Source organism: Chloroflexota bacterium (genome assembly GCA_015478725.1).
Lineage (GTDB): Bacteria > Chloroflexota > Limnocylindria > Limnocylindrales > CSP1-4 > C-114.
Map to the genome: position 1 here is coordinate 258,142 of JADMIG010000001.1, position 21,964 is coordinate 280,105.

General features: G+C 70.2%; 19 protein-coding genes and 1 tRNA gene. 15 read left to right on the forward strand and 5 right to left on the reverse strand.

Annotated features, from left to right (window positions below; genetic code table 11):
* Positions 1-4: 4 nt before the first annotated feature.
* From IVW53_01150 to ychF, 4 genes are read left to right on the forward strand one after another with little or no spacing between them, the layout of a single operon-like run.
* Positions 5-934 carry a glutamate racemase gene (locus IVW53_01150; GenBank protein MBF6604177.1) on the forward strand — a complete coding sequence of 310 codons (930 nt, stop codon included), beginning with the start codon at positions 5-7 and terminating at the stop codon, positions 932-934.
* On the forward strand, positions 931-2,148 hold the full coding sequence (locus IVW53_01155; protein MBF6604178.1) for a zinc-dependent metalloprotease: 1,218 nt from the start codon (positions 931-933) through the stop codon (positions 2,146-2,148). Before IVW53_01150 ends, IVW53_01155 begins: the two co-directional genes overlap by 4 nt.
* On the forward strand, positions 2,145-3,170 hold the full coding sequence (locus tag IVW53_01160; protein ID MBF6604179.1) for a D-2-hydroxyacid dehydrogenase: 1,026 nt from the start codon (positions 2,145-2,147) through the stop codon (positions 3,168-3,170). Before IVW53_01155 ends, IVW53_01160 begins: the two co-directional genes overlap by 4 nt.
* A 7-nt stretch (positions 3,171-3,177) precedes the next feature.
* Positions 3,178-4,281 (forward strand): redox-regulated ATPase YchF, encoded by a 1,104-nt coding sequence (gene ychF, locus IVW53_01165; protein MBF6604180.1) that lies wholly within the window; start codon positions 3,178-3,180, stop codon positions 4,279-4,281.
* Between the two features lie 51 nt (positions 4,282-4,332).
* On the opposite strand, the gene IVW53_01170 is transcribed toward ychF, so the two are convergent.
* From IVW53_01170 to IVW53_01180, 3 genes are all read right to left on the reverse strand, one after another.
* Entirely contained in the window at positions 4,333-4,728 is a 396-nt protein-coding gene (locus IVW53_01170; GenBank protein ID MBF6604181.1) for a hypothetical protein, read from the reverse strand.
* A gap of 362 nt (positions 4,729-5,090) precedes the next feature.
* Entirely contained in the window at positions 5,091-6,992 is a 1,902-nt protein-coding gene (locus tag IVW53_01175; GenBank protein ID MBF6604182.1) for a ribonuclease H-like domain-containing protein, read from the reverse strand.
* Positions 6,989-9,307 carry a DEAD/DEAH box helicase gene (locus IVW53_01180; protein ID MBF6604183.1) on the reverse strand — a complete coding sequence of 773 codons (2,319 nt, stop codon included), beginning with the start codon at positions 9,305-9,307 and terminating at the stop codon, positions 6,989-6,991. The genes IVW53_01175 and IVW53_01180 overlap by 4 nt, the downstream gene beginning before the upstream one ends.
* 153 nt (positions 9,308-9,460) lie before the next feature.
* Here IVW53_01180 and IVW53_01185 point away from each other — a divergent pair, with 153 nt between their 5' ends.
* The 4 genes from IVW53_01185 (at position 9,461) to IVW53_01200 (ending at position 13,415) form a co-directional block, all read left to right on the forward strand.
* Positions 9,461-9,991 (forward strand): hypothetical protein, encoded by a 531-nt coding sequence (locus IVW53_01185; protein ID MBF6604184.1) that lies wholly within the window; start codon positions 9,461-9,463, stop codon positions 9,989-9,991.
* Between the two features lie 248 nt (positions 9,992-10,239).
* A complete protein-coding gene (locus tag IVW53_01190; protein MBF6604185.1) occupies positions 10,240-10,848 on the forward strand; it encodes a DUF1326 domain-containing protein in 609 nt (202 codons plus the stop codon).
* A gap of 107 nt (positions 10,849-10,955) precedes the next feature.
* Complete coding sequence (locus IVW53_01195) at positions 10,956-11,597, forward strand: DUF2182 domain-containing protein (GenBank protein MBF6604186.1); 642 nt, start codon at positions 10,956-10,958, stop codon at positions 11,595-11,597.
* A 339-nt stretch (positions 11,598-11,936) separates the two neighbouring features.
* A complete protein-coding gene (locus IVW53_01200) occupies positions 11,937-13,415 on the forward strand; it encodes a hypothetical protein (protein ID MBF6604187.1) in 1,479 nt (492 codons plus the stop codon).
* A 111-nt stretch (positions 13,416-13,526) separates the two neighbouring features.
* Here the strand turns inward: IVW53_01200 and IVW53_01205 are convergent, their stop codons facing one another.
* Entirely contained in the window at positions 13,527-14,135 is a 609-nt protein-coding gene (locus IVW53_01205; protein MBF6604188.1) for a hypothetical protein, read from the reverse strand.
* A complete protein-coding gene (locus IVW53_01210) occupies positions 14,132-14,893 on the reverse strand; it encodes a nucleotidyl transferase AbiEii/AbiGii toxin family protein (protein ID MBF6604189.1) in 762 nt (253 codons plus the stop codon). The genes IVW53_01205 and IVW53_01210 overlap by 4 nt, the downstream gene beginning before the upstream one ends.
* 200 nt (positions 14,894-15,093) lie before the next feature.
* Between IVW53_01210 and IVW53_01215 the strand changes: the two genes are divergently transcribed.
* The 7 genes from IVW53_01215 to IVW53_01245 all read left to right on the forward strand — a co-directional run bounded on the left by IVW53_01215 (position 15,094) and on the right by IVW53_01245 (position 21,897).
* Positions 15,094-15,168, forward strand: a tRNA-Met gene (locus tag IVW53_01215).
* A gap of 370 nt (positions 15,169-15,538) precedes the next feature.
* Positions 15,539-17,452, forward strand: coding sequence for an ATP-dependent zinc metalloprotease FtsH (ftsH, locus tag IVW53_01220; GenBank protein MBF6604190.1), 1,914 nt, complete (start codon positions 15,539-15,541; stop codon positions 17,450-17,452).
* Positions 17,453-17,483: 31 nt separating this feature from the next.
* Positions 17,484-18,899, forward strand: a complete 1,416-nt coding sequence (locus tag IVW53_01225; GenBank protein MBF6604191.1) for a dipeptidase — start codon at positions 17,484-17,486, stop codon at positions 18,897-18,899.
* 130 nt (positions 18,900-19,029) lie between these two features.
* Positions 19,030-20,109 carry an AAA family ATPase gene (locus tag IVW53_01230; GenBank protein ID MBF6604192.1) on the forward strand — a complete coding sequence of 360 codons (1,080 nt, stop codon included), beginning with the start codon at positions 19,030-19,032 and terminating at the stop codon, positions 20,107-20,109.
* Positions 20,110-20,173: 64 nt separating this feature from the next.
* Complete coding sequence (locus IVW53_01235) at positions 20,174-20,713, forward strand: inorganic diphosphatase (protein ID MBF6604193.1); 540 nt, start codon at positions 20,174-20,176, stop codon at positions 20,711-20,713.
* Positions 20,710-21,468 (forward strand): RNA 2',3'-cyclic phosphodiesterase, encoded by a 759-nt coding sequence (gene thpR, locus IVW53_01240; GenBank protein ID MBF6604194.1) that lies wholly within the window; start codon positions 20,710-20,712, stop codon positions 21,466-21,468. Before IVW53_01235 ends, thpR begins: the two co-directional genes overlap by 4 nt.
* Before the next feature lie 54 nt (positions 21,469-21,522).
* Positions 21,523-21,897 (forward strand): hypothetical protein, encoded by a 375-nt coding sequence (locus tag IVW53_01245; GenBank protein MBF6604195.1) that lies wholly within the window; start codon positions 21,523-21,525, stop codon positions 21,895-21,897.
* Positions 21,898-21,964 lie beyond the last annotated feature (67 nt).

The window sequence follows — 21,964 nt, forward strand, 5'->3', positions numbered from 1 at the left end:
CCCGGTGGCCGACCCGCGACCGATCGGCGTCTTCGACTCCGGCGTCGGTGGCCTCACCGTCCTGCAGGAGATCCTGCGCCGGTCGCCGGCGGAATCGACGCTCTACCTCGGCGACAATGCCCGCGCCCCGTACGGGACCCGATCGGACGATGAGGTCCTCGCGTTCAGCCGGCAGGCACTCGATCTGCTCGTCGAGCGCGACGTCAAGGCGATCGTCGTAGCCTGCAACACGTCGACGGCGGTCGCCCTCGGTGCGCTCCGCCGCCGGTACGACATCCCGATGCTCGGCGTCATCCGGCCGGGCGCGGTGGCGGCCTCGCTCGCGACGCGGAGTCGTCGGATCGGCGTCATCGCCACCCCGGCGACGGTCCGTTCGCATGCGTATTTCAGCGCGATCAAGGACGAGAACCCGGCGATCGAAGTCTACGAGCACGCGACACCGGCGCTCGTCCCGCTCGTCGAGGCGGGCCGGCTCGACGGCGCCGCGGTGGAGGCGGTCGTCGCGGATGCCCTGGCGCCCCTGTTCGGCACGCGCGACGCGACGGGCGAATTCATCTTCCCGATGCCGCCGTCCGCGCGGGTCGACACGCTCCTCCTCGGCTGCACCCACTATCCGTTGCTGCGGTCCGCGATCGCGACCGTGACCGGGCCGCGGATCGCGATCGTCGACAGCGCCACGGCTACCGCCGCCGCGCTCGTGGAGGTCCTCGCGATCAACGGGCTCGAAGCTCCCGGGAGCAGTCGCGGCACGGCCGCCGACGCGGGCAGCGAGGGTCACGATCGGCCGCCGTCGTCGTCCACCGGCGGCACGACCGGCGCGATCCACCGCCAGCTCACGACCGGCGACAGGGGACAGTTCCAGCGCCTCGCCAGTGTCCTGTTCGGCGAGCGGTTCCGGGACGTCGAGCACGTCGAGCTCGGTGTGGCTGTATGAGCGACAGGGCCGGTGCCGGCGGTGGCGGGCGGTTCGGCGATCCACTCTGGCAGGGTGGCTTCCTCGTCGGAGCGGCCCTCGGTGCCGCGGCGACGGTCCTCGGGCGCCGGGCCGAGCGTTCGGCACGGCGGGGACTCGTCGACTGGCGCGCGGCCGAGGCGTTCGCGATCTCCCGACTGCGCTCCGCACCCGGGACCCTCACGGCGACCGAGCTCGCCGCGGCGGAGCCGGTCTACCGGGCGGCGCTCGACCGGATCGTGCCGCGACTCGCGGCGGCGCTCGAGGCGGACCTGCCGGGGATCGTCGAGCGAGCCGGCGTCGTCGATCGGGCCGGCTGGGTCCACGCGAACGTCGCGTCGTTCGCCGAGCTCGTCGGCCACCTCGAGGGACGGTTGCTCGACCAGGTCGTGCCGACCGGCGGCGGGCTCGCCCACGCCTCGCTCGCGATCGCCAACCGCTTCGTCACGACGCGTCAGCTCGGCTTCATCCTCGGCTTCATGGGCCAGCGGGTCCTCGGCCAGTACGACCTGGCCCTCCTCTCCGCGGAGGCGACACCGGGCCGCCTCCTGTTCGTCGAGGAGAACATCCGCCAGACGGCCCGCGCTCTCGATGTGCCCCTCGATCCGTTCCGGACCTGGATCGCCATCCACGAGACGACTCACGCCTTCGAGTTCGAGGCCCACCCGTGGCTCCGGCCGTACCTCTCCGAACGACTGAAGCGTCAGCTCGCCGACTTCGGCGACGGCCTGGCGGTCGTGTCGCGCGACACCGTCCGCCAGCTCGGTCGGGCGCTGCGGGGCGAGTCGAGCGGCGATCACTGGCTCGAGCGGCTCATGACGGACGAACAGCGCGACCGCTTCCGGGAGACCCAGGCGGTCATGAGTCTGCTCGAGGGGTTCAGTGACTACGTCATGGACGAGGTCGGCCGCGACCTCGTCCCGGACGTCGCCCGGATCAGTGCCCGGTTCCACGCCCGTCGGGAGCAGAAGACCGGCTTCGAGCGGGCGATCGGCCGGCTCATCGGCATGGACCTCAAGCTCGAGCAATACCGCAACGGCGAACGGTTCGTTCGTGCCGTGGCCGAGCGCGGCGGACCCGCCGCCCTTCGACGACTGTGGGAGGGACCGCAAAACCTGCCGCTGAACGGCGAGATCGACGCACCCGAACGCTGGCTCGCCCGCGTCGTCGGGTCCAGCGGCGGTGCCTCCGCGTGAAGGAGGAACCGCGATCCCTCGGCGGACCGGGTCTCGGCCCGGACGGTGTCCCGCTCGCGATCGCCCTGACGCCGATCCTGTCGGCGCGCTACCGGGTCCGCGACCTCGACCGGATCCGAGCCGCGGCACCCGGTGCGCGCATCGTGTCCGTCTCCACGGAAGGCCTCGCGGACGGGCCGCTCGACGAGGTGGAGGTCCTCCTGCGCGGCTGGCTCTCGGCGGACGCGTTCGATCGCATCCTCGCCCGGGCGCCCCGCCTCCGGTGGGTCCATTCCGCCTCGGCCGGGGTCGAGCGGGTCCTCACGCCGGCGGGCCGGGATCGCGGTCTCGTCATCACCAACGCCCGCGGCGTCTTCTCGGAGCCGATCGCCGAGTACGTCCTCATGATGATCCTCGCGGTGAGCCGGCGACTCCCGCAGCTCCTCGAGCTGCAACGGGAGCGGACGTGGCAACCCCTCGAGGGCGCCGAGCTGCGCGACGTGACCGTGGGGATCGTCGGGCTCGGGTCGATCGGACGGGCCGTCGCCGACCTGGCCTCCGCGTTCGGCTGCCGGGTCGTCGCCACCCGCCGTCGGGGCGAGGGCGGCGAGGACCACGGACCCGCCCGTATCCTTGGTCCCGATGGGCTTGCGGAGCTGCTCGCGGAGTCCGACTTCATCGTCCTTGCCGCGCCGCTCACCGCCGAGACCGAGAGCCTCATCGACGCAGAGGCGCTCGCCCGCGTGAAGCCCGGGGCATGGCTCATCAATGTCGCCCGCGGTCGCCTCGTCGACGAGCGTGCGCTCGTGCGGGCCCTCCGCGAGGGACCTCTCGGCGGGGCGGTGCTCGACACGTTCCGCGATGAGCCGCTCCCGCCGGGCTCCCCGTTCTACGATCTCGCGAACGTCATCGTCACGCCGCATACCGCCTGGTCGACGGGCCGCGTCCTCGACCGGAGCGTCGAGCTGTTCTGCGACAACCTCCGCCGATATGCAGCGGGCGAGCCACTCCACAATGCGGTCGATCCGACCGTCGGGTACTGAGGAGAGCATGCAGATCGCGATCGTCGGCCTTGCCGGCGCGGGCAAGACCACGGTCTTCAACACCCTGACACGCGGCCATGCGGAGACCGGCGGCTTCGGCGGCGTCCAGCTCAACGTCGGCGTCGTCAAGGTCCCGGACGAGCGGCTCGAGCGGCTCGCCGCCATCTTTCGCCCCAAGAAGATCGTGCAGGCGGACGTGACGTACGTTGACCTCCCGGCGCCCCCGGCGTCGACCGAGGGCCGGATCGGGACCGAGGAGCTGCCAGCGGAACACCTCGCCCGGCTGCGCGACTCGGACGCGCTCCTCCACGTCGTCCGCGCGTTCGACAACCCCGCGATGCCGCACCCGGACGGCTCGGTCGACCCGGCCCGCGATCTCGAGCGGCTCGATCTCGAGTTCATCCTCGCGGACCTCGCGATGGTCGAGCGGCGCCTCGAACGGCTCGCGGCGACCGGGCGTCACGGGACACCGGCCGAGCGGGAGGCGAACGAACGGGAGGAGGCGATCCTGCGCCGCCTTGTCGGGCCGCTTCGCGCGGGGACGCCGATCCGCGACGCCGGCCTCGAGCGCGACGAAGAGAAGGCGCTCCGCGGGTTCCGCTTCCTCACCCAGAAGCCGGTCCTCGTCCTCCTCAACATCGGGGAGGGAGACCTGCCGCGGTCCGCCGAGCTCATCGCGGCGATCGTCGCCCGATATGACCATCGGCACTCGCTCGTGGACGCGCTCTCCGCCCGCATCGAGATGGAGCTCGGCGAGCTCGAGCCGGGCGAGGCGGCCGCCTTCATGGAGGAGCTCGGCCTCCACGGTTCGAGCCTCGATCGGGTCATCGCCCTCTCGTACCGGCTGCTCGGGCTCGTGAGCTTTCTCACGGCCGGTCCGGACGAAGTGCGTGCCTGGCCGATCGCGGCAGAGTCCACGGCGGTCGAGGCCGCCGGGACGATCCACACGGACCTCGCTCGAGGCTTCATCCGCGCCGAGGTCATCGCCTACGAGGATCTCCTCGCCCTCGGCTCGACGGCGGAGGCGCGTCGCCACGGCAAGCTCCGCTCGGAGGGAAAGACCTATCGCGTCCGCGACGGCGACGTCCTCGAGGTGCTCTTCAGCCGGTAGGCGGTCGACCCGCGGCGGCTCGGCGGCCGACGGCGCACGATCCGCGGGTGGTCAGTGTGGGCGAGGCGGACGCGACCCGTTGAAGTCGGCGACGATGGACCGGAAGTCGGATGGGGATCCCTCCGGATCGTCGTCATCGTCGTCGTCGTCGTCGCGCCCGCTGGTGGCCGTGCCCTCGAGGTCGGCGAGGAACGTCTCGTCCGGGTCGCGTGAGACGTTGACGGCTGCCGTCAGTCGCTCGTCGGAGACGTGGATGAAGCCGTGGATCCGCTCGAGCTCATCGGCGATGGCCTCGATGAGGGTATCGTGCTCATGCGACTCGATCACCTGCTCGCGGATCTCCTGCACCGTCCGGAAGAACTCCTCCGCTTCCATCTCCTCGTCACGGGCGAGCATGAGATCGGCGAAGACGTCGCCATCGCCCTCATGGAGTTCGTAGAAATACACGCTCGCTCCCGATCCCTGACCACCGGCGATCCCACGGCGCCCGGCGGCCGACAGTATAGGTCGGCGTGACGGGCGAGCCGTCCCGACCCACGATCGTCGTCGTGGGCGCGGCCGCCCGCGACATCGCGGCCGACGATCCCCGGGGCTGGCGCCTCGGCGGCGGCGTGACCTACGGCGCGCTGACGATCGCCCGCCTCGGCGTCCGCACCGCGGCCCTCGTCGGCGTGGACGCGACGGCCGAGGCGGCACACGAGCTCGATCTGCTCCGCGACGCCGGAGCATCGGTCATCACGGTCCGTCTGGAGCACGGACCGGTCTTCGAGAACATCGAGACGCCGCGCGGTCGCATCCAGATCGGTTCGTCACCCTCCGACCGCGTCCCCCACGAGGCCATCCCGCGAGCCTGGGCGGACGCCCCGGGCTGGCTCTTCGCGGCTGTCGCGGACGAGCTCGGGGACGGTTGGGCCGCCGCCGTCCCCGCTGGCGCGCTCGTCGCGACCGGCTGGCAGGGACTCCTCCGCGAGGTGACGTCGGGCGAGCGCGTCCGCCACCGGGCTCCAGGCCGCGCTCCGATCATCGAGCGCTCGGACATCGTGGGCGTGAGCCGCGACGACCTCGACGCGGACGTCCCGCTCGCGACGCTCTGCGAGCTGTTGCATCCGGGCGCGACGCTCGTCCTCACCCAGGGCGCGAACGGCGGCATTGCGCTGGGTGGCGGTTCCGGAGGTCCGACGAGGATGCGCCGCTGGCCGGGTATCCGGCCAGCGGCGATCGTCGACCCGACCGGAGCCGGCGACGTCTTCCTCGCCGCGCTCCTCGCCGCCCGCGTCGAGCCGCGGCTCGTCGGCGGCCGGCTCGGGGCACAGCTCGACCTGCGCCTCGCGGCCGCCGCAGCGTCCCTCGTCCTCGAGGGTCCCGGACTCGCCGGGGTTCCCACGAGGGAGGCCGTGAAGCGGAGGATCGCGGAGCTTCCGCGCGGAGGCGGGGACGCCGGCGGATAGGTGGCGGGCGATCCTCGCCGCCAGGCGACGTCGGCGTCGGGCGAGGTCCGCCTCGAAGATCGGCATCGGCCGACCCATGGCCCGCCCTCGTTCGGCGACCACGCGTCCGCGCTCGACGATCGCGAGGGCGGCGATCGGATCCGTCCACGCGTGCTCGAGCGCCTTCGCGATCTCGACGATCGCGAGCGCCGCGAGGGGACGGCTGGCGGTCGCGAGCTCCCGCCAGGCCGCGAGCGCCTCCGCGTGGCGGCCGAGGCGCCGCAGGGTCCGAGCCCGCTCTGCGGCGATGCCATCGCGGATCCGTCGCGGATCGGGCGTCAGGTGCGGGTCCTCGACGCCGCGCGTCCGGGCCGTGGCGTCCCACGCCCGATCCGCGTCGAGAGCGGCGTCGAGGCAGGCGAGGGCCTCCGCGTGCCGACGCTCGCGCCGGAACAGGCGGGCGACGGCGGCGAGATCGCCGCGATGGGCGCTTCGCCGGAGATCCGGGTCGGCGACCGTCCGGTCGATGTGGGCGAGGAGGGTGGCGAGGGACCACACGTCGAGCGCGTTGTGGCGCGCGACGTCCACGAGCGGCCCCGCCGTGCCGCCTCGGAGGAAGGCGAGGTATCGGCCGGGGATCTCGGCTCCCTCGACGTCGCCACGCCGATGGAGGTCGAGCAGCTCGCGTTCGACGGTGCGGAGTCGCGCATCCGTCATCCGGTGGCGGAATACGCGACGGACGAACGGCAGGAGATCGAGATGGCCGGCACGGCTCGGGGCAGCGCGGCGGTCCATCCGGAAGCGGGCTTCGAGGAGCGGCCAGTCGAAGCCGTGCCCGTTGTACGTGACGAGCCAGGCATCGGCGGGCACGAGGTCGGCGAGCGCGCCGAGCATCGCCGGCTCGTCCGGCTGGTCGGGCACGACGAGCTGGACTCGCCGGAACGTCGCACCCTCCCACCAGCCGATCCCGACCAGGAAGGCGATCGTGCCGGCCGCCGTCGCGAGGCCCGTCGTCTCCGTGTCGAGGCAGACCAGGGGGACCGACGCCGGCGGCATTCCCGGCAGCAGCGCGAGCCGGCCGCGGTCGAGCGGCACGGTCGTGGGTGGAAGGTCGCAGCGGATGTATCGCCCGCGCGACGTCTCGACGACCTCGCCGCCGAGCGCGGCGGCGAGTCGAACGGCGGGCGCCTCGCCTTGCGGTTCGAGATGGATCCCGGCCGGCCCCGCCGAGTGGCCCGCTCGATGATTCGCGAGGCGGCGCTCGAGCGTCGCGTTGGGGCTCACCGAACGGTCGCCCCGCCGATCGCGCCGCGCGTGCCGAGCCCGACGATCTCGCCGAGCAGGCGGAGCGCGGATGCCCTGGCGTCGACGTCGGGTTCGAGGCGGGGGCCGGTGCAAGCAGGGCATCCGGCGTCGCATGGACAGCTCGCGACGAGGCTCGCGGCGCCCTCGATCAGCTCGTCGTGCCGCTCATACAGGCGTTCGGCGAGCCCCACGCCGCCGGGCACGCCGTCGTAGAGGTAGATCGTGGGGGCCTCGTGGTGCGGTGAGCGGACCTGGCTGACGAGCCCGAGGTCGCGCGGGTCGACCATGAGCAGGATCGCCGCCACCGCCTGGATCGCCCGCCCGGCCCCGAGGAGCGCGATGTCGAGCTCGCGCCGCGACCATGCCCCCTGCGGGCGTCCGAGGGTGAGCCAGTAGGCGGTCGTCTGGAGCTCGATCTCCGGCAGGTGGATCCGTCCCCAGCCGATGTTCTCGTTCGTCGTGAAGCGGAGCTTCTTGTAGATGGTGGCGAGGCTCGCGACCATCACCTCGCCGTGGGCCCGCGTCCCGCCCGGCACCGGTGCCGTCGCGAAGACGTCGAGCGGCTTGAGCGTCACCGCGGCGTCAGCCTGCGTGTAGTGCTCGACGTCCACCCGCCGGACGTACGCCTTCCGCTCGTCCCAATCGAGGCGGTCCACGTGGAACTGCGCCGACTCGTGGAGGTAGATGGCATCCTCGTGGACGAGCGTCGGCGCGGAGAACATGTCGACCTCGCCGATGACCCGCGGCCGATCGGGTGTCGTGTCCACGATGACGACATTCTCCGAGGCGGCCGTCCGCAGCGAGATCGAGGCGGCGGGGAAGTTCTCCGACGACCAGTACCAGCGACCGTCGCCGGCCTGACGGACGTGGCCCTCCTCGGCGAGGAACGCGAGGAGGTCGGCCACGCCGTCGCGCCCGAACCGTTCGTCCGGCTCGAATGGAAGCTCGAAGGTCGCCGCCTTGAGATGGGCGAGCAGGATGTGGAGGTTGTCGGGGTCCGCCCGCGCCTCCTCCGGCGTGCCGGCGAGGAGGAACTCCGGGTGGTGGACGATGTAGCGGTCGACGGGTGAACCGGCGGCGACAAGGACGGCGACGCTCACCCCGGACCTCCGGCCTGCCCGGCCGATCTGCTGCCACGTGGCGGCGACGGATCCCGGATAACCGGCGAGGATCGCGGCGTCCAGGCGGCCAATGTCGACGCCGAGCTCGAGGGCGTTCGTGCTCACGACCCCGAGCACCTCGCCGTCGCGGAGGCCTCGCTCGATCGCCCGACGCTCCGTCGGCAGGTACCCGCCTCGATAGCCGCGGATCCGCGATCGGGGGCCGGCATGCTCGCGGAGCGCCTCGCGGATGCCGGTGAGGAGGAGCTCGACGGCCGTCCGCGATCGACCGAACACGACGGTCTGGCGGTCGGCGCGGAGGAACGGGAGGGCCCATCGCTGGGCCAGGGTGAGGGCCGATCCCCGGGCGCCGGTGGCGGGATCGAGGAGCGGCGGTTCGACGAGGAGGAGATGCCGCTCGCCGGACGGCGCCCCGTTGCGGGTGACGAGCTCCACCGGCCGGCCGGTGAGGAGGCCGGCGAGCTCGGCCGGGTTCCCGATCGTCGCGGAGCAGCAGACGATGACCGGGTGCGAGCCGTAGTGGGCGCACAGGCGGAGGAGTCGACGCAGCACGTTCGCGACGTGGCTGCCGAATACGCCGCGATACGTGTGCAGCTCGTCGATGACGATGTACCGCAGCTGCTCGAAGAGCTGGAACCACTTCGTGTGGTGGGGGAGGATCGATGCGTGGAGCATGTCCGGGTTGGTCACCACGACCTGCCCGGCGTCACGGATCGTGGACCGGATGGGGGCCGGCGTGTCGCCGTCGTAGGTCGCCGTCGAGACCGTCAGGCCGGCCGCTCCGGCGAGGGCCGAGAACTCGGCGACCTGGTCCTGACCGAGGGCCTTCGTCGGGAAGAGCCAGAGCGCGCGAGATCCGGGATCATCCGCGATCGCCTGGAGCGTCGGTATCGCATAGCACAGCGTCTTGCCCGACGCCGTGGCCGTGACGACGACGGTGTCGCGCCCGGCGCGGATCGCGTCGATCGCCTCTGCCTGGTGCGTGTAGAGCCGATCGATGCCGCGCGTCCGAAGACCGGCGGCGATGCGGGGATCCAGCCACGACGGCAGGTCCTCCCAGGCGGCTTCGCGAGCGGCGATCGTCTCATGGTGGACGACGGTCGCGGCGAGCGACGGCTCAGCGAGGATCCTCGCGAGCACGGCAGCGGTATCGAGCGGGGCGTAGGTCCGCAAGACTCGCTCCTCCCAGGTGATATCGAACGGATGTGCGGTTCGGAGTGTACGCCACACGGTCAGCCGCGTTCGTGACAGGTCACCTGGCACGCGTCCACAGGCACGCGTACCGTGGTTTGACACGCCAGCTGCCCGCAGCTAGCATCCGGCCCGATGGACCCTCGGACCCACGGCGCCTCGGCGGACCTCGACCCCGGCCTCGACGAGGATGGGGCGCAGAGTCAGGAGTCCACGGACGAGCCGTTCGCCGACACGAGCGCCCCGCGCCTGTCGCTCGAGGGCCTCACCGTGGGAGGTTTCACGAGACGCCGGGCGGCGTGGCTCGTCGGGGCTCTGGCCACCGTCTGGATCGTCATCGTGTTCGCGCGCCAGGTGGGCGACGCGTCGGCGGTCGCCGTGCAGGCAGATCAGGCCCGCGTGGCGAACGCCGCGGTGGCTGCGAACGTCATCGCGCTCCAGCGGGAGCTCAACCTCGTCCAGCGGCCGGACTACATCCTCCAGCAGGCCCGCGGCCTCGGACTCGGCACGGCGAAGGACCATGCGTTCGTCCTCGCTCCGGGAGCGCCGCCGCTGCCCTCGAATGCCCCGGGCTCCGCGGCGCTCCGCCTCGGCGCGCCGGCCTCGAGCCCGTCGCCCCTCGACTCCTGGCTGCAGATGCTCTTCGGCCCGACGCCGGGCGGCTGATCGCCCGGAGGGACGACGCTGCGCAGTGACGGCTTCCCGTGCCGGAGCGCGACGCCGAGTGGGCGCGGGCAGCGTCGGAAGGAACGCACATCGAGCGGATCCTGTCGTTCTGGACCAACGATGCGGTCGTCCTGGCGCCCGGCTCGAGCGCACCGGGGGCGACCAACTCCGAAATGTCCTTGACGTTGCCCGGACGGCCGGGCCACGATGAGGAGGCTCCGCAATGGCTCGCTCATGGAGGACTCGTCATGGCCTGGCGATTGGACGGCACCTACTTCGAGAACTGTAGCTGCGAGGTCGGGTGTCCATGCACCGTGGCCGACTTCTCGGCCCCTGCGGATCATGAGCGGTGCCGGTTCCTCATGGCCTTCCACGTCGACTCGGGCAAGGTCGACGACGTGGACGTCAGCGGGCTGACCGTCGGCGTCTTCGGCGATACGCCCGCCATGATGGTCGAAGGCAACTGGAAGGTCGGACTGTTCATGGATTCCAACGCATCGGCGCAGCAGGGAGCCAAGCTCGCGAGCGTGTTCTCCGGGCAGATCGGTGGGCCCATGGCTGGCCTCGCACCGTTGATCACGGAAATGCTCGGGATGGAGTCGGCATCGATCGAGTACCGCAGCGACGGACGTCACCACAGCGTGAAGATCGGCGATGGCGTCGCGATCGAGGTCGATGACGTCTCCTCACCGCTCGATCCTGCCGCCGATGCGCCGAAGGTGACCGGCGTGCATCACCCCGCGGGCGCATCGCTCACGGTCGCGCGGTCGACCGCATCCCGCATCTCGGCGTTCGGCTACGACATCGCCCTCGTCGGCAAGAGCGGGTTCTCGGCGCCATTCTCGTGGGCGGGGTAGCCAGCTCTCGGACCATCTGGCGCCTGACACCTCAGGCGGCCGTCCTCCTCATCGCGGCCGCGATCGCCTGGGTCGCGATCATCGCCTGGTCGTCGCAGGACGGGGCCATGTCCGGCACCATGGGCCTGGCGCTACCGGCATTTCTGGTCGCCTGGACCGTGATGATGGCCGCCATGATGCTGCCGTCCGTCGCGCCGGTGGCCTCCCTCTACGCCCGGTCGATCTCCGGGCGTCGCGCCCTGCGCCTGACCCTGTTCACCGGCGGCTATCTGGCGGTCTGGGCGTCTGCGGGCGTGCTCGCGTTCGCGCTCGGCGGGTTCATCTCGCGGCTGGCCGAGGGGGATGGGCGACTCGGGACCGCGGCGGGAGTCGTCGCATATCTGGGCTGCGGCCTGTACCAGTTATCGCCGCTCAAGTACCGCTGCCTGGCGCACTGCCGCTCTCCCCTGTCGCTCTTCCTCATGTACAGCTCCTACCAGGGCGTACTGCGAGACCTGCGTGTGGGCGTGCACCACGGCGCCTACTGCCTGGCCTGCTGCTGGGCGCTCATGGTGGTCCTGCTCGCTCTTGGGGCGATGAGCGTCGTCCCGATGCTGATCCTCGCGGCGGTGGTCCTCACGGAGAAGCTCTGGTCGAGGGGAGAAGCCTTCGCGCGACTCGTCGGGGTCGCCTGCCTCGGCCTGGCGATCGCGACGATCCGGATCCCCGAGCTCGCACCCGGATTCATGCCAAGCACGGCAGGCATGTAGCCGTCGTCGACCCGCGGGTGGCGGCCGAACGAGGCAAGGTTGGCGGACACGTCCGGCTCGGCCATGGAATCGAGCGCAGCGCGTGAATCGGCGGCGGAGTAGCTCAGCGGTAGAGCAGGGGACTCATAAGCCGCCCGACACATCCGCTGTGCTCATCCTCGTGAAAGCTGAGCACGAATCGGTCCACTTATAGGCTGTATCGTCGGTGACCGTCAGAGCACATAACTCCGATACAGCACATACCTGAATCTGGTCATCATCCTCTAGCCCGAGGGACGTGATCGCCTCCCCAAGCGTTCAATCTCCGCCGTTCGATTGAACGCTTAGGATTCGGTTGACATGCCCGATCTGATCCGACCGTTCCTGGCGAGCCTCGATGGCGATGCCCTCGTCGACCTCATCGTCGAGGAAGCGGACCGTGACGACGGACTCGCCGAGCGACTTGGGCTCCGCGCGGCGATGGCGGCCCCCGGAACCGATGGCCTGCCGGCACTGAAGAAGGCGATCGGTCGCGCGACCAGGACGTATGGCTTCCTCCGCTATCGGGACGTCCGGGCGTTCGCCCGGGGTGTCGACGAGGTCGCTGACCTGCTCGATGGGCTGGTGACGGACGGCCGGCCCGACGCCGCGATCGGCCTGGCCGAGCATGCCTTGGCGCGCCTCGAGAAGGCGCTCGATCACGCCGACGACTCGGATGGCTTGATCGGCGATCTGCTCGCCCGTTTCCAGCAGACCCACCTCGACGCGTGCCGGGCGGCCGGACCCGATCCGGTCAAGCTCGCTGAACGGCTCTTCCGCTGGGAACTCAGCGGCGATTGGGATGTCTTCCGGGGCGCGGCCGAGACCTACAGCGACGTGCTCGGAGAGGCCGGGCTGGCCAGGTATCGGCTTCTCGCGGAGGCCGAGTGGGAGCGCATGCCGACGCTCGCGCCAGTCCCGGACGCCATCGAGCCCAACGACTCCAACCGGTTCAGCATCACGTACACGATGGAGTCGCTCGCCCACGCGTATCACGACATTGACATGGAGATCGCGGTCCGAAGCCGCGACCTATCGTCCGCCTACCGGTTCCTCGAGATCGCACAAGTCTGTCGGGACGCCGGTCGCCCCGACGAGGCACTCGACTGGGCCGAGCGCGGGGTTCGCGCCTTCCCGGAGCGTACTGACCATCGTCTCCGAGAGTTCATTGCCGACGAATACCTGCGCCGCGCCCGAGGCGACGACGCGATGGCGGTCATCTGGGCGCAGTTCCTCGAGCAGCCGGCCCTCGCCGCCTTCCAGCTTCTGAAGCGGTACGCCGACCAGATCGGAACGTGGGCGCTCTGGCGCTCGCGCGCGCTCGCGGAGGTGCGCCGGTCGATCGGCCTGGCCAAGGCTGCTGGACCGACGCCCGCCGCGATCAGTCGGGCCCGATACCGCTGGAACGTGCCGCCGGACGGCTCGCGGCTGGTCGACATCCTCCGCTGGGAAGGTCACGTCGACGAGGCGTGGTCGGAAGCACATGCGCTCGGCTGTTCGCCGGGTCTGCTCCTCCTGCTGGCCGCGGAGCGCCAGGTGACCCACCCGGACGAAGCCATCCCGATCTACCGTCAGGAGGTCGAGCGACTGCTCCAGGTGAGCGACAAGGGGAACTACGTGCAGGCGGTTGACCTTCTCGGACGGATCGGCCCGCGGATGTCCAGGCTTGGTCGCGCTACGGAGTTCGCGTCGTACGTGGCCGACATCAGGGCGGCCAACGCGCGCCGGCCGGCCTTTACGTCGCTCCTCGATGACGTCCAACTTGCCCCCAAGCGCCCGATCCTTCGCGCCGTGGACTGAAAGTCGGCACTCCGCCTTTCGGGCGACTTGTTGGCGCGTCGACCGACAGAGTCAATCTGGCGAAGCGCAAGAGGCAGTCTTCCTGGGTCAGTCATGGAGACCGACGGCGGGCTACCGGAGCGCTCGGCGAAGGGCGTATTCGAGCCCGCGCGACGTCAGCGTGCGCAGCCGTGGCGATCCGATCCGCTCCAGCCAATGAGCGATCTCCTTGCGGTCGAAGTCCGTCGGGAGCTCAAGCTCGGGAATCCGGCGCTGCCGCGCGCCATGCGCCGCAGACACGTAGCAGAGGTCGAAGAGCGCTTTCGCCGGACTCGCCACCTTGATCCCGTCCTTTTCCACCCATCCGCCGAACAGGTCCGGTGGCAGGTGATGGACAACGAAGGTGGCCACGGAGGTCCGGACCTGTTTCGAACGATCGAGCGAGGCGACAGAGATATCCCGCGGGAGCTGGTCGATCAGCTGATGGAAGTTGAGTGCCGAAGCGAACGAGATGTACGCGGGGTACGGTCGCGTGACTTCCTCGGCGAGTCGTCGCGGGTCGACTGGCTCGCTCCCGAGGACCCACAGTCCGTGTCGCACCCGCTGAGCGAGACCGTGCGTCGCGAGATCGCTGAGGAGACGGCTCGCCGCACTGGTGGAGATCCGAAGCGCGGCGGCGGCCTCGCCGGTCGTCAGTGTCGGACCGAGTCCGGCGAGGGTGGCGTAGGAGGCCAGCGTCATCGCAGTCGCTCCAGATGGCCGGCGACCGTGGTCACCATCTCGTCCCACACCTCTGGCCGGTTGTAGATCTCGACGAACTCCTCTTCGAGGTAGTCGACGACGAGGTCCGCGAAGGCCTCGAACGGGATCGCAAACGCCGCGTCGATGGCCTTGCCGACAAGTACCCCGTCGACATCACCGGCCTTGACCGCGTCCGGGTTCCCGGCGAACAGGAGGTCGAGATCGAAGACGTCGCGCGGCTCGGTCTCCGAGCGCTCGGCGAGGGCCCGGATCTTCTGCCGAATGGCGGCGGTGGCCAGGTAGTGGTTGGCCTTCACGACACGGAGACCGGCGGCCCGCCCGATGTCCGACCGTGCGGCCTCAAGGGCGTACTCCGGATCGGCGGCGTTCCGGGACGAGAACTCGATCTTGGAGTTGAGTCTGGCCCCGCTCCCGACGACGGCGAACTTCCATCTCCGGGTCGTGTCGGTCTGTTTCGGCTTCGTCAGGTCGGCCATCTCGACACCGGCAAGCCGTAGCAGGTCGCGGAACGCTCGAGAGTCGAGCGTCTCGTCGACCTTGTCCTCGATCTTCCAGAACGCAGTGCCCACGTAGTCGAGATCGATGTCCTGCGACCGGCGGCGGCTCTCGTAGAAGAGACGCATGTTCGCGCCACCCTTCACGACATAGTCCGCGATGGGCAGGCGCGTTGGCAGGACCTGGAGGAACGCCAGCTGGAGGAACTCGATGAGCTTGGCGCCCGTCTGCGTGGTGTTCACTCAGCAAGACTACGTGATATTGACTCCACTCGTCAATATGCCGTACTCTAACGCCGACGACCTCGATATGGTTCGGGAGCGACTGTCCGCCGCCTGGCCGTACGTGACCAGGGCTCAATAGTTATGTGCTGTGCGATAGTTATGTGCTCTAGCGACCTCGGTTGCTGCCCTTGGTCACGCTCGGTAAGCTTGAGAACCTCGGCGGAGTAGCTCAGTGGTAGAGCAGGGGACTCATAAGCCCTTGGTCGGTGGTTCGAATCCGCCCTCCGCTACCAGATCCTCCGCACGTTCGTGCTCATCCGCTCATCCCCGGAACGTTCGTGCGCGATTCCGGCTGGAGGGCGAGCTTCCGGCCCGTTCGGTCCCGCCGGATCACGCTCGGCCGGGCACGATCGAGCGGTGGACGTGGGCCTCGGGAGACCGCACCGCTCCCGAACGTTCCTCCGATGAGCGGATGAGCGAGGGGCAGCGGCGGCCGGACGCGACCCGCATGGACGGCCCGGTCCAGCCGCAGTCGCCTCTCCGGGGGGCGGGCAAAGAGTGCGGCGGTATACTCGCCCGTGAGCTCGCCGCTCGGTCGGCGGGTCTTCGCGCATCCGGAGGCTTCCTTCCTTGAACGCCAAGTTCCTCCGCAACGGCATCGTCATGCTCGTGCTCGTCGTGGGCACCGTTGCGCTCCTCGCCGCCGTGCTCATCAGCCCGAGCAGCACCGGCACCGCCCACTCGTACACCTCGTTCCTCCAGGACGTCCAGAACGGGACCGTCGTCTCGATCGTCCAGCAGGACAAGACGCTCACGGTGAAGCAGTCGACCGGTCAGTACACGGTCGTCGTCCCGGGTCTCCTCGCGGACGCCTATCCGGACATCGTCGCGGCGGCGAAGGCCGGCGGCAAGCCCACCCCGGACCTGACCGCGGATGTCCCCGCGGACACCTCGTGGTTCCTCTCGCTCCTTGGCATCCTGCTTCCGGTCGTCGTCATCGTCGGCTTCATCATCTTCATGATGCGGCAGGCGCAGGGGACGAATAACCAGGCGCTGAGCTTCGGCAAGAGCCGGGCCCGCATGTTCCTCGGCAACAAGACGGTCGTGACGTTCGCGGACGTGGCGGGCGTGGACGAGGCAAAGACGGAGCTCCAGGAGGTCGTGGAGTTCCTCAAATACCCCGAGAAATTCAACTCGCTCGGCGCGCGGATCCCGCGCGGCGTCCTTCTCGTCGGCCCTCCCGGAACCGGCAAGACCCTCATGGCCCGGGCCGTCGCCGGTGAGGCCGGCGTCCCGTTCTTCAGCATCTCCGGTTCGGAGTTCGTCGAGATGTTCGTCGGCGTCGGCGCTTCACGGGTCCGCGACCTGTTCGATCAGGCCAAGCGGAACTCCCCGTGCATCGTCTTCGTCGACGAGATCGACGCCGTCGGTCGTCAGCGCGGGGCGGGCCTCGGCGGCAGCCACGACGAGCGCGAGCAGACGCTCAACCAGATCCTCGTCGAGATGGACGGCTTCGACACGAACACGAATGTCATCGTCGTCGCGGCGACGAACCGGCCGGACGTGCTCGACCCGGCCTTGCTCCGGCCGGGCCGCTTCGACCGCCAGGTCATCCTCGACCGCCCGGACATGCGGGGTCGGACGGCGATCCTCAAGGTCCACACGAAGGGCAAGCCACTCGACAAGACCATCGACGTCGAAGGCATCGCCCGGCGATCGCCCGGCTTCTCCGGAGCGGACCTCGCGAACCTCGTCAACGAGGCGGCGATCCTCGCCGCGCGCCGCAACAAGAAGGTCATCGCGATGCCGGAGTTCCAGGAGGCGCTCGAACGGATCGTCGCCGGCCCGGAGCGGAAGAGCCGGGTCATTAGCGATGTCGAGAAGGGGATCATCGCCTTCCACGAGGGCGGCCACGCGGTGGTCCAGCGGATCCTCCCGAAATGCGACCCGGTCTCCAAGGTGACGATCATCAGCCGTGGCATGGCCCTCGGCTACACGATGGCCCTGCCGACGGAGGATCGGTACCTGCAGAGCAAGTCGGAGTTCGAGGACAAGATCGCCGGTCTCCTCGGCGGCAACGCCGCCGAGCGGCTCGTGTTCGGTGACACGACCACGGGGGCGAGCAACGACATCGAGAAGGCGACGGACCTCGCGCGCCGGATGGTCACCGAGTTCGGCATGAGCGACAAGCTCGGTCCGTTGAGCTTCGGCAAGCGGGACGAGCTCGTCTTCCTCGGCCGCGAGATCGGCGAGCAGCGGAACTACAGCGACGATGTGGCGAAGACGATCGACGACGAGGTCCGGGCGATCATCGATCGGGCATACGATCGGGCGATGGAGGTCCTCGTGACCCATCGCGACCGGCTCCAGACGCTGGCCGAGAAGCTCGTCGCGGAGGAGACGGTGGACTCGGAGGAATTCGAGAAGATCTTCGCGGACCTGCCGCCCAAGGAGGATCCGCGCGGCGGAACACCCTTGATCGCCGCTGCGCCGGTGACGCCGCGGACGCCGAACGCGCCCGCCGCTCCGGGCCCGTCGACCGGTCCGGCTCCGGCGCCCGCGCCGAGCCCGGCGTGATCCCGATCGAACCGATCGGGATCACCGGCAGGTGACGACGCAGCCCTCCGTATCCCCGGGCGCCCCGGTCACGGATCCGGCCCTCGAGGCGTACCTCGTCGAGACCCACGGCCGACGCCTCGACGAGTACATCGAGTTCCTCCGGATCCCGAGTGTCTCGGGGCTTCCGGAGCACGACGGAGACTGCCGCCGGGCGGCGGGCTGGGTCGCTGATCGGCTGCGGGCGATCGGTCTTGAGCACGTCGACGTGTCCGAGACGGGCGGCCATCCGATTGTCTATGCGGACTGGCTGCACGCGGCGGGCGCTCCGACGGCCGTGGTCTACGCTCACTACGACGTCCAGCCGGTCGACCCGGTCGAGGAGTGGGCGTCACCACCGTTCGAGCCGGTGATCGTCGACGACCGCGTCCTCGCCCGTGGCTCGAGCGACGACAAGGGCAACATCGCGATCATCGTCCAGGCGGCCGAGGCGCTGCTTGCGACGCGCGGACAGCTGCCCATCAATCTGCGGTTCATCTTCGAGGGCGAGGAGGAGTCGAGCTCGGTCCACCTCGAGCCGTGGCTCGCGGCGAACCGCGGGCGGCTCGGCGGCGACGTCGCCCTCATCTGCGACTCCGGCTTCTTCGCCGGTAACATCCCGGCCGTGACGATCGGACTCCGCGGGATCATGTACGCCCAGCTCGACGTGACGGGCCCGTTCCAGGACCTCCATTCGGGGGTCTACGGCGGCATGGTCGCCAACCCCGCGAACGCCCTCGCGACGATCCTCGGCGGGCTCAAGGACGCGGACGGACGGATCCTCATCCCGGGCTTCTACGATGACGTCATCCCCCTCGGCGCGGACGACCGGGCGGCCTTCGCGACCCTCCCGTTCGACGAGGATGAGGCGCGCGCATCGCTCGGCGTCGTGGAGCTCGTCGGCGAGGTGGGCTACACGACCCTCGAGCGCCGCGCGGCCCGCCCGACCCTGGACGTCAACGGCATCTGGGGCGGCTTCCAGGGCGAAGGGAGCAAGACGATCATCCCTGCCAGGGCGCACGCGAAGGTGAGCTGTCGGCTCGTCGCCGCCCAGGATCCCGAGGTCATCCTGCGGCGCTTCCGCGAGCACGTCCTCGCGACCTGCCCGCCGGGCGTCACGGTCGAGGTGCACGATCTGGGCATGGGCCGGCCGAGCTTCTCGCCGATCGACCTGCCGGCGAACCAGGCCCTCGCCCGGAGCCTCGCCGCGGTCTTCGGTCGCGAGCCGGTCTTCATTCGCGAGGGCGGTTCCATCCCGTTCGTCGCGGCGTTCGAGACGCTCCTCGCCCTGCCCGTCGTCATCATGGGATTCACCCCGCCGGACGGGAACTTCCACGCCCCGAACGAGTGGATGGACCTGACCAACTTCGAGCTCGGGATCCGCGCGATGGCGCGCTACTGGGAGGAGCTCGCGAGCCTCCCGCGGTGAGGGCGGCAGGTGGCAGCGAGCCGGCCGCCGGGACTCCGCCGGTCCGCGGGACCCAGGACCTTCGGCGACTTTCCGGGCTTCTGGCCGGTGCTACCATGCCCGCACGTCACCACCGGGAGGGATACGCCGCGTGAGCACCGAGGCACCTGACACGAACGCCACCCCCAAGACCGCGTGGCGGCTCGACACGCCGAACGGCAGCATGGCTCCTCGTTCCGCGCTGGATGTCCTCGTGGATCTCAACGATCACGTCACCTCCGGCAACGTCGGCGAATACCAGCCGGTGCCGCTCGGGTTCACCCCGCTCGACAAGACGATCGGCAACGGTCTGCGAGCCGGCGAGCTCTTCCTCATCGGCGGCGCCCAGGGGACCGGCAAGACGACGATGGCCCTCCAGATGGCGCGCAACGTCGCCTCGGGCGGACAGGCGAACGTGCTGTACGTCTGTTTCGAGCATGAGGAGCAATACCTCCTCAATCGGCTCATCGCGATGGAGTCGGCCCTCGCCCACCTGCCGCACAAGACCGGGGCGATCAAGATCCAGGACGTTCGCAAGGAGATCCTCGGCTCCTGGATGGCGGACGGGTCCGGCACCGCACAGCTGGCGAACAACCCGCGACTCCGGCCCTCGCTCGACCGGATCGCTCGCTACGGCCAGAACCTGTTCCTCATGCGCGGCACGCAGACGGCGAGCACCGTCGATAATCTCCGCCAGCTCATCCGCCAGCACAAGGAGCTGTCCGGCGACCGCCGGCTCCTCGTCGTCGTGGACTATCTCCAGAAGGTGCCGGTCTACCCGGAGCCACCGACCGAGACCGAGAAGGTGACGTTCGTCGTCAACGGGCTCAAGGACATCGCCCTGGCCGAGGATGTCCCGATGATCGCCATCGTCGCGGCCGACAAGGAGGGGCTCAAGGCGGCCCGTCTTCGGAACCACCACCTGCGCGGCAGCTCGGCGATCAACTACGAGGCGGACATCATCGTCATCATCAACGAGAAGTACCACATCGTGGCCAAGGTCAACATCGAGTTCAACCCGTATCAGGCGCAGCGGTTCCGCGACTGGGTCGTCGTGAGCATCGAGAAGAACCGCGGCGGCCAGGACAACGTCGACCTCGAGTACGAGAAGCACTTTGAGTTCTCATGCTTCGATCCGAGCGGCCGGACGGTGCAGGAGAAACTCATCGAGGAGCGCCTCTACAACGACTGAGGCGCCGCTGCGCGGCGGCGCACCGTCGCGCGCGTCACGGGCCCGGCACGGGTATCGTGTGCGGATGGGCGAGCGCGTGAGCGACCGGTTCCCGGACGTCGTGGAAGTCGTGGTCGAGATCCCCCGCGGCAGTCGGAACAAGTACGAGTGGGACGAGCACGAGCGCGTGTTCCGCCTCGACCGCGTCCTCTCCTCAGCCGTCTACTACAACTTCGACTACGGCTTCGTCGAGGGAACGCGTTCCGGCGACGGCGATCACACGGACGCACTCCTCCTCATCGACGAGCCCACGTTCACCGGCTGCCACGTCTGGGCGCGCCCGATCGGCGGGCTCGAGATGCGCGACGACAAGGGCTTCGACTTCAAGGTCCTCTGCGTCGCCGTGGGCGACCCGCATCAGGCCCACGTCGCTGACCTCGACCAGGTCAGGCCCCACCGGCTCGTCGAGATCCGCCACTTCTTCGACACGTACAAGCTGCTCGAGTCCAAGGAGACGGAGGTCGTCGGCTGGCGCGCAGCGGTGGCGGCCCGGGAGGTCCTCCTCGCCGACCGACGGACCTTCGACGCCGAGCGGAGGGCGGGCGGCGGCCGATCCGGCCGATGACGGAGGACGCGCCGCTCGGCGAACCGCGCCGCGAAACGGTGGCGGCCGATCCGCGCGAGCCGGCGTGGCTCGCCCGGGCGCGTGAGCCCGGCCGTCGGCTGTTCGTCGCGGTGCCCCTGCCGGCGGAGGTCATCCGTGGGGTGGCCGCGCTCGTGGAGGGCGTTCGCGCCGCGGATGGCGCCGCGATCGTCGGGCCCGTCGGTCGCGGGGGACGCGGCGCGAACGACGTCCGCTGGGTCCGGCTGGACGCCCTCCATGTCACGATCCGGTTCATCGGGCCCACCCTCGATCCAGACGTCGAACGGATCGCGACGGCGGTCGAACGCGTCGCCGCCGCCGGCCACCCCTTCGAGGTTCGGGTGACGGGCGCCGGGGCATTCCCCGGCACAGATCGCCCGCGGGCCCTGTGGCTCGGCATCGGGGCCGGTCAGACCGAGCTCGGCGCTCTTGCCTCGACCCTCGATCGAGCCCTCGTGGAGCTCGGCTGGCCGACCGACCAGCGGCCGTTCCGGCCGCATCTCACGCTCGCCCGCTCCGACGGGGTCCGGGCGGGGCCGCGGCTCGCGCGCCGGCTCATCGCCGCGGCCGACGGTCTGTCGCTCCGCTGGCGTGCCACATCCATGGTGCTATTCGAGAGCCAGACAGGAGGCGGGCCCGCGCGCTACCTGCGGCTCATGGAAGCGTCGCTCGGGAACGTTGGGATCGCGTCGGAAGCGGGAGCAGGAAGTACGTCGGGGGATGGTACGATCGGCTGAGCCACGCTGGACCCGACCCGCGCAGGTGCCCGTGCACGGAGAGCCCGGATCATCGTGACCGTCGCGCAGCGCGCCCGCCTCGTGCTCGCGCTCGGCCTGATCAATCTCGTCATCGCGGCCGTCGCGCTGGCCCTCGGCGGTCTCGGCTCACCGCCGGTGCACAAAGGCACCACCGACCTCGCGAACCCCACCCCGATCGTCGCCGGCCTCGGATCGCGCGCGTCGGCCTCGCCGTCCGCTTCCCCGGCACCGCCGGCGTCGCCCATCCCGTCCGAGTCCGCGGCTTCGACGAGGGCGGCAAGCGCTCCGACTGCATCGGCTTCTCCGATCGAGAGCGCTTCGCCTCCCGCGTCGGCGATCCCATCCGCCGAACCGGGCGGCCATCGACCCCCTCCGACGACGACGAGCGAGGAGACTCCGGGCCCCTAGGATCGAGGCGCCGACGCCCACGCCGAGCCTTCCATCGGCGCCGACGGTGGCGGAGCGACGATAATCG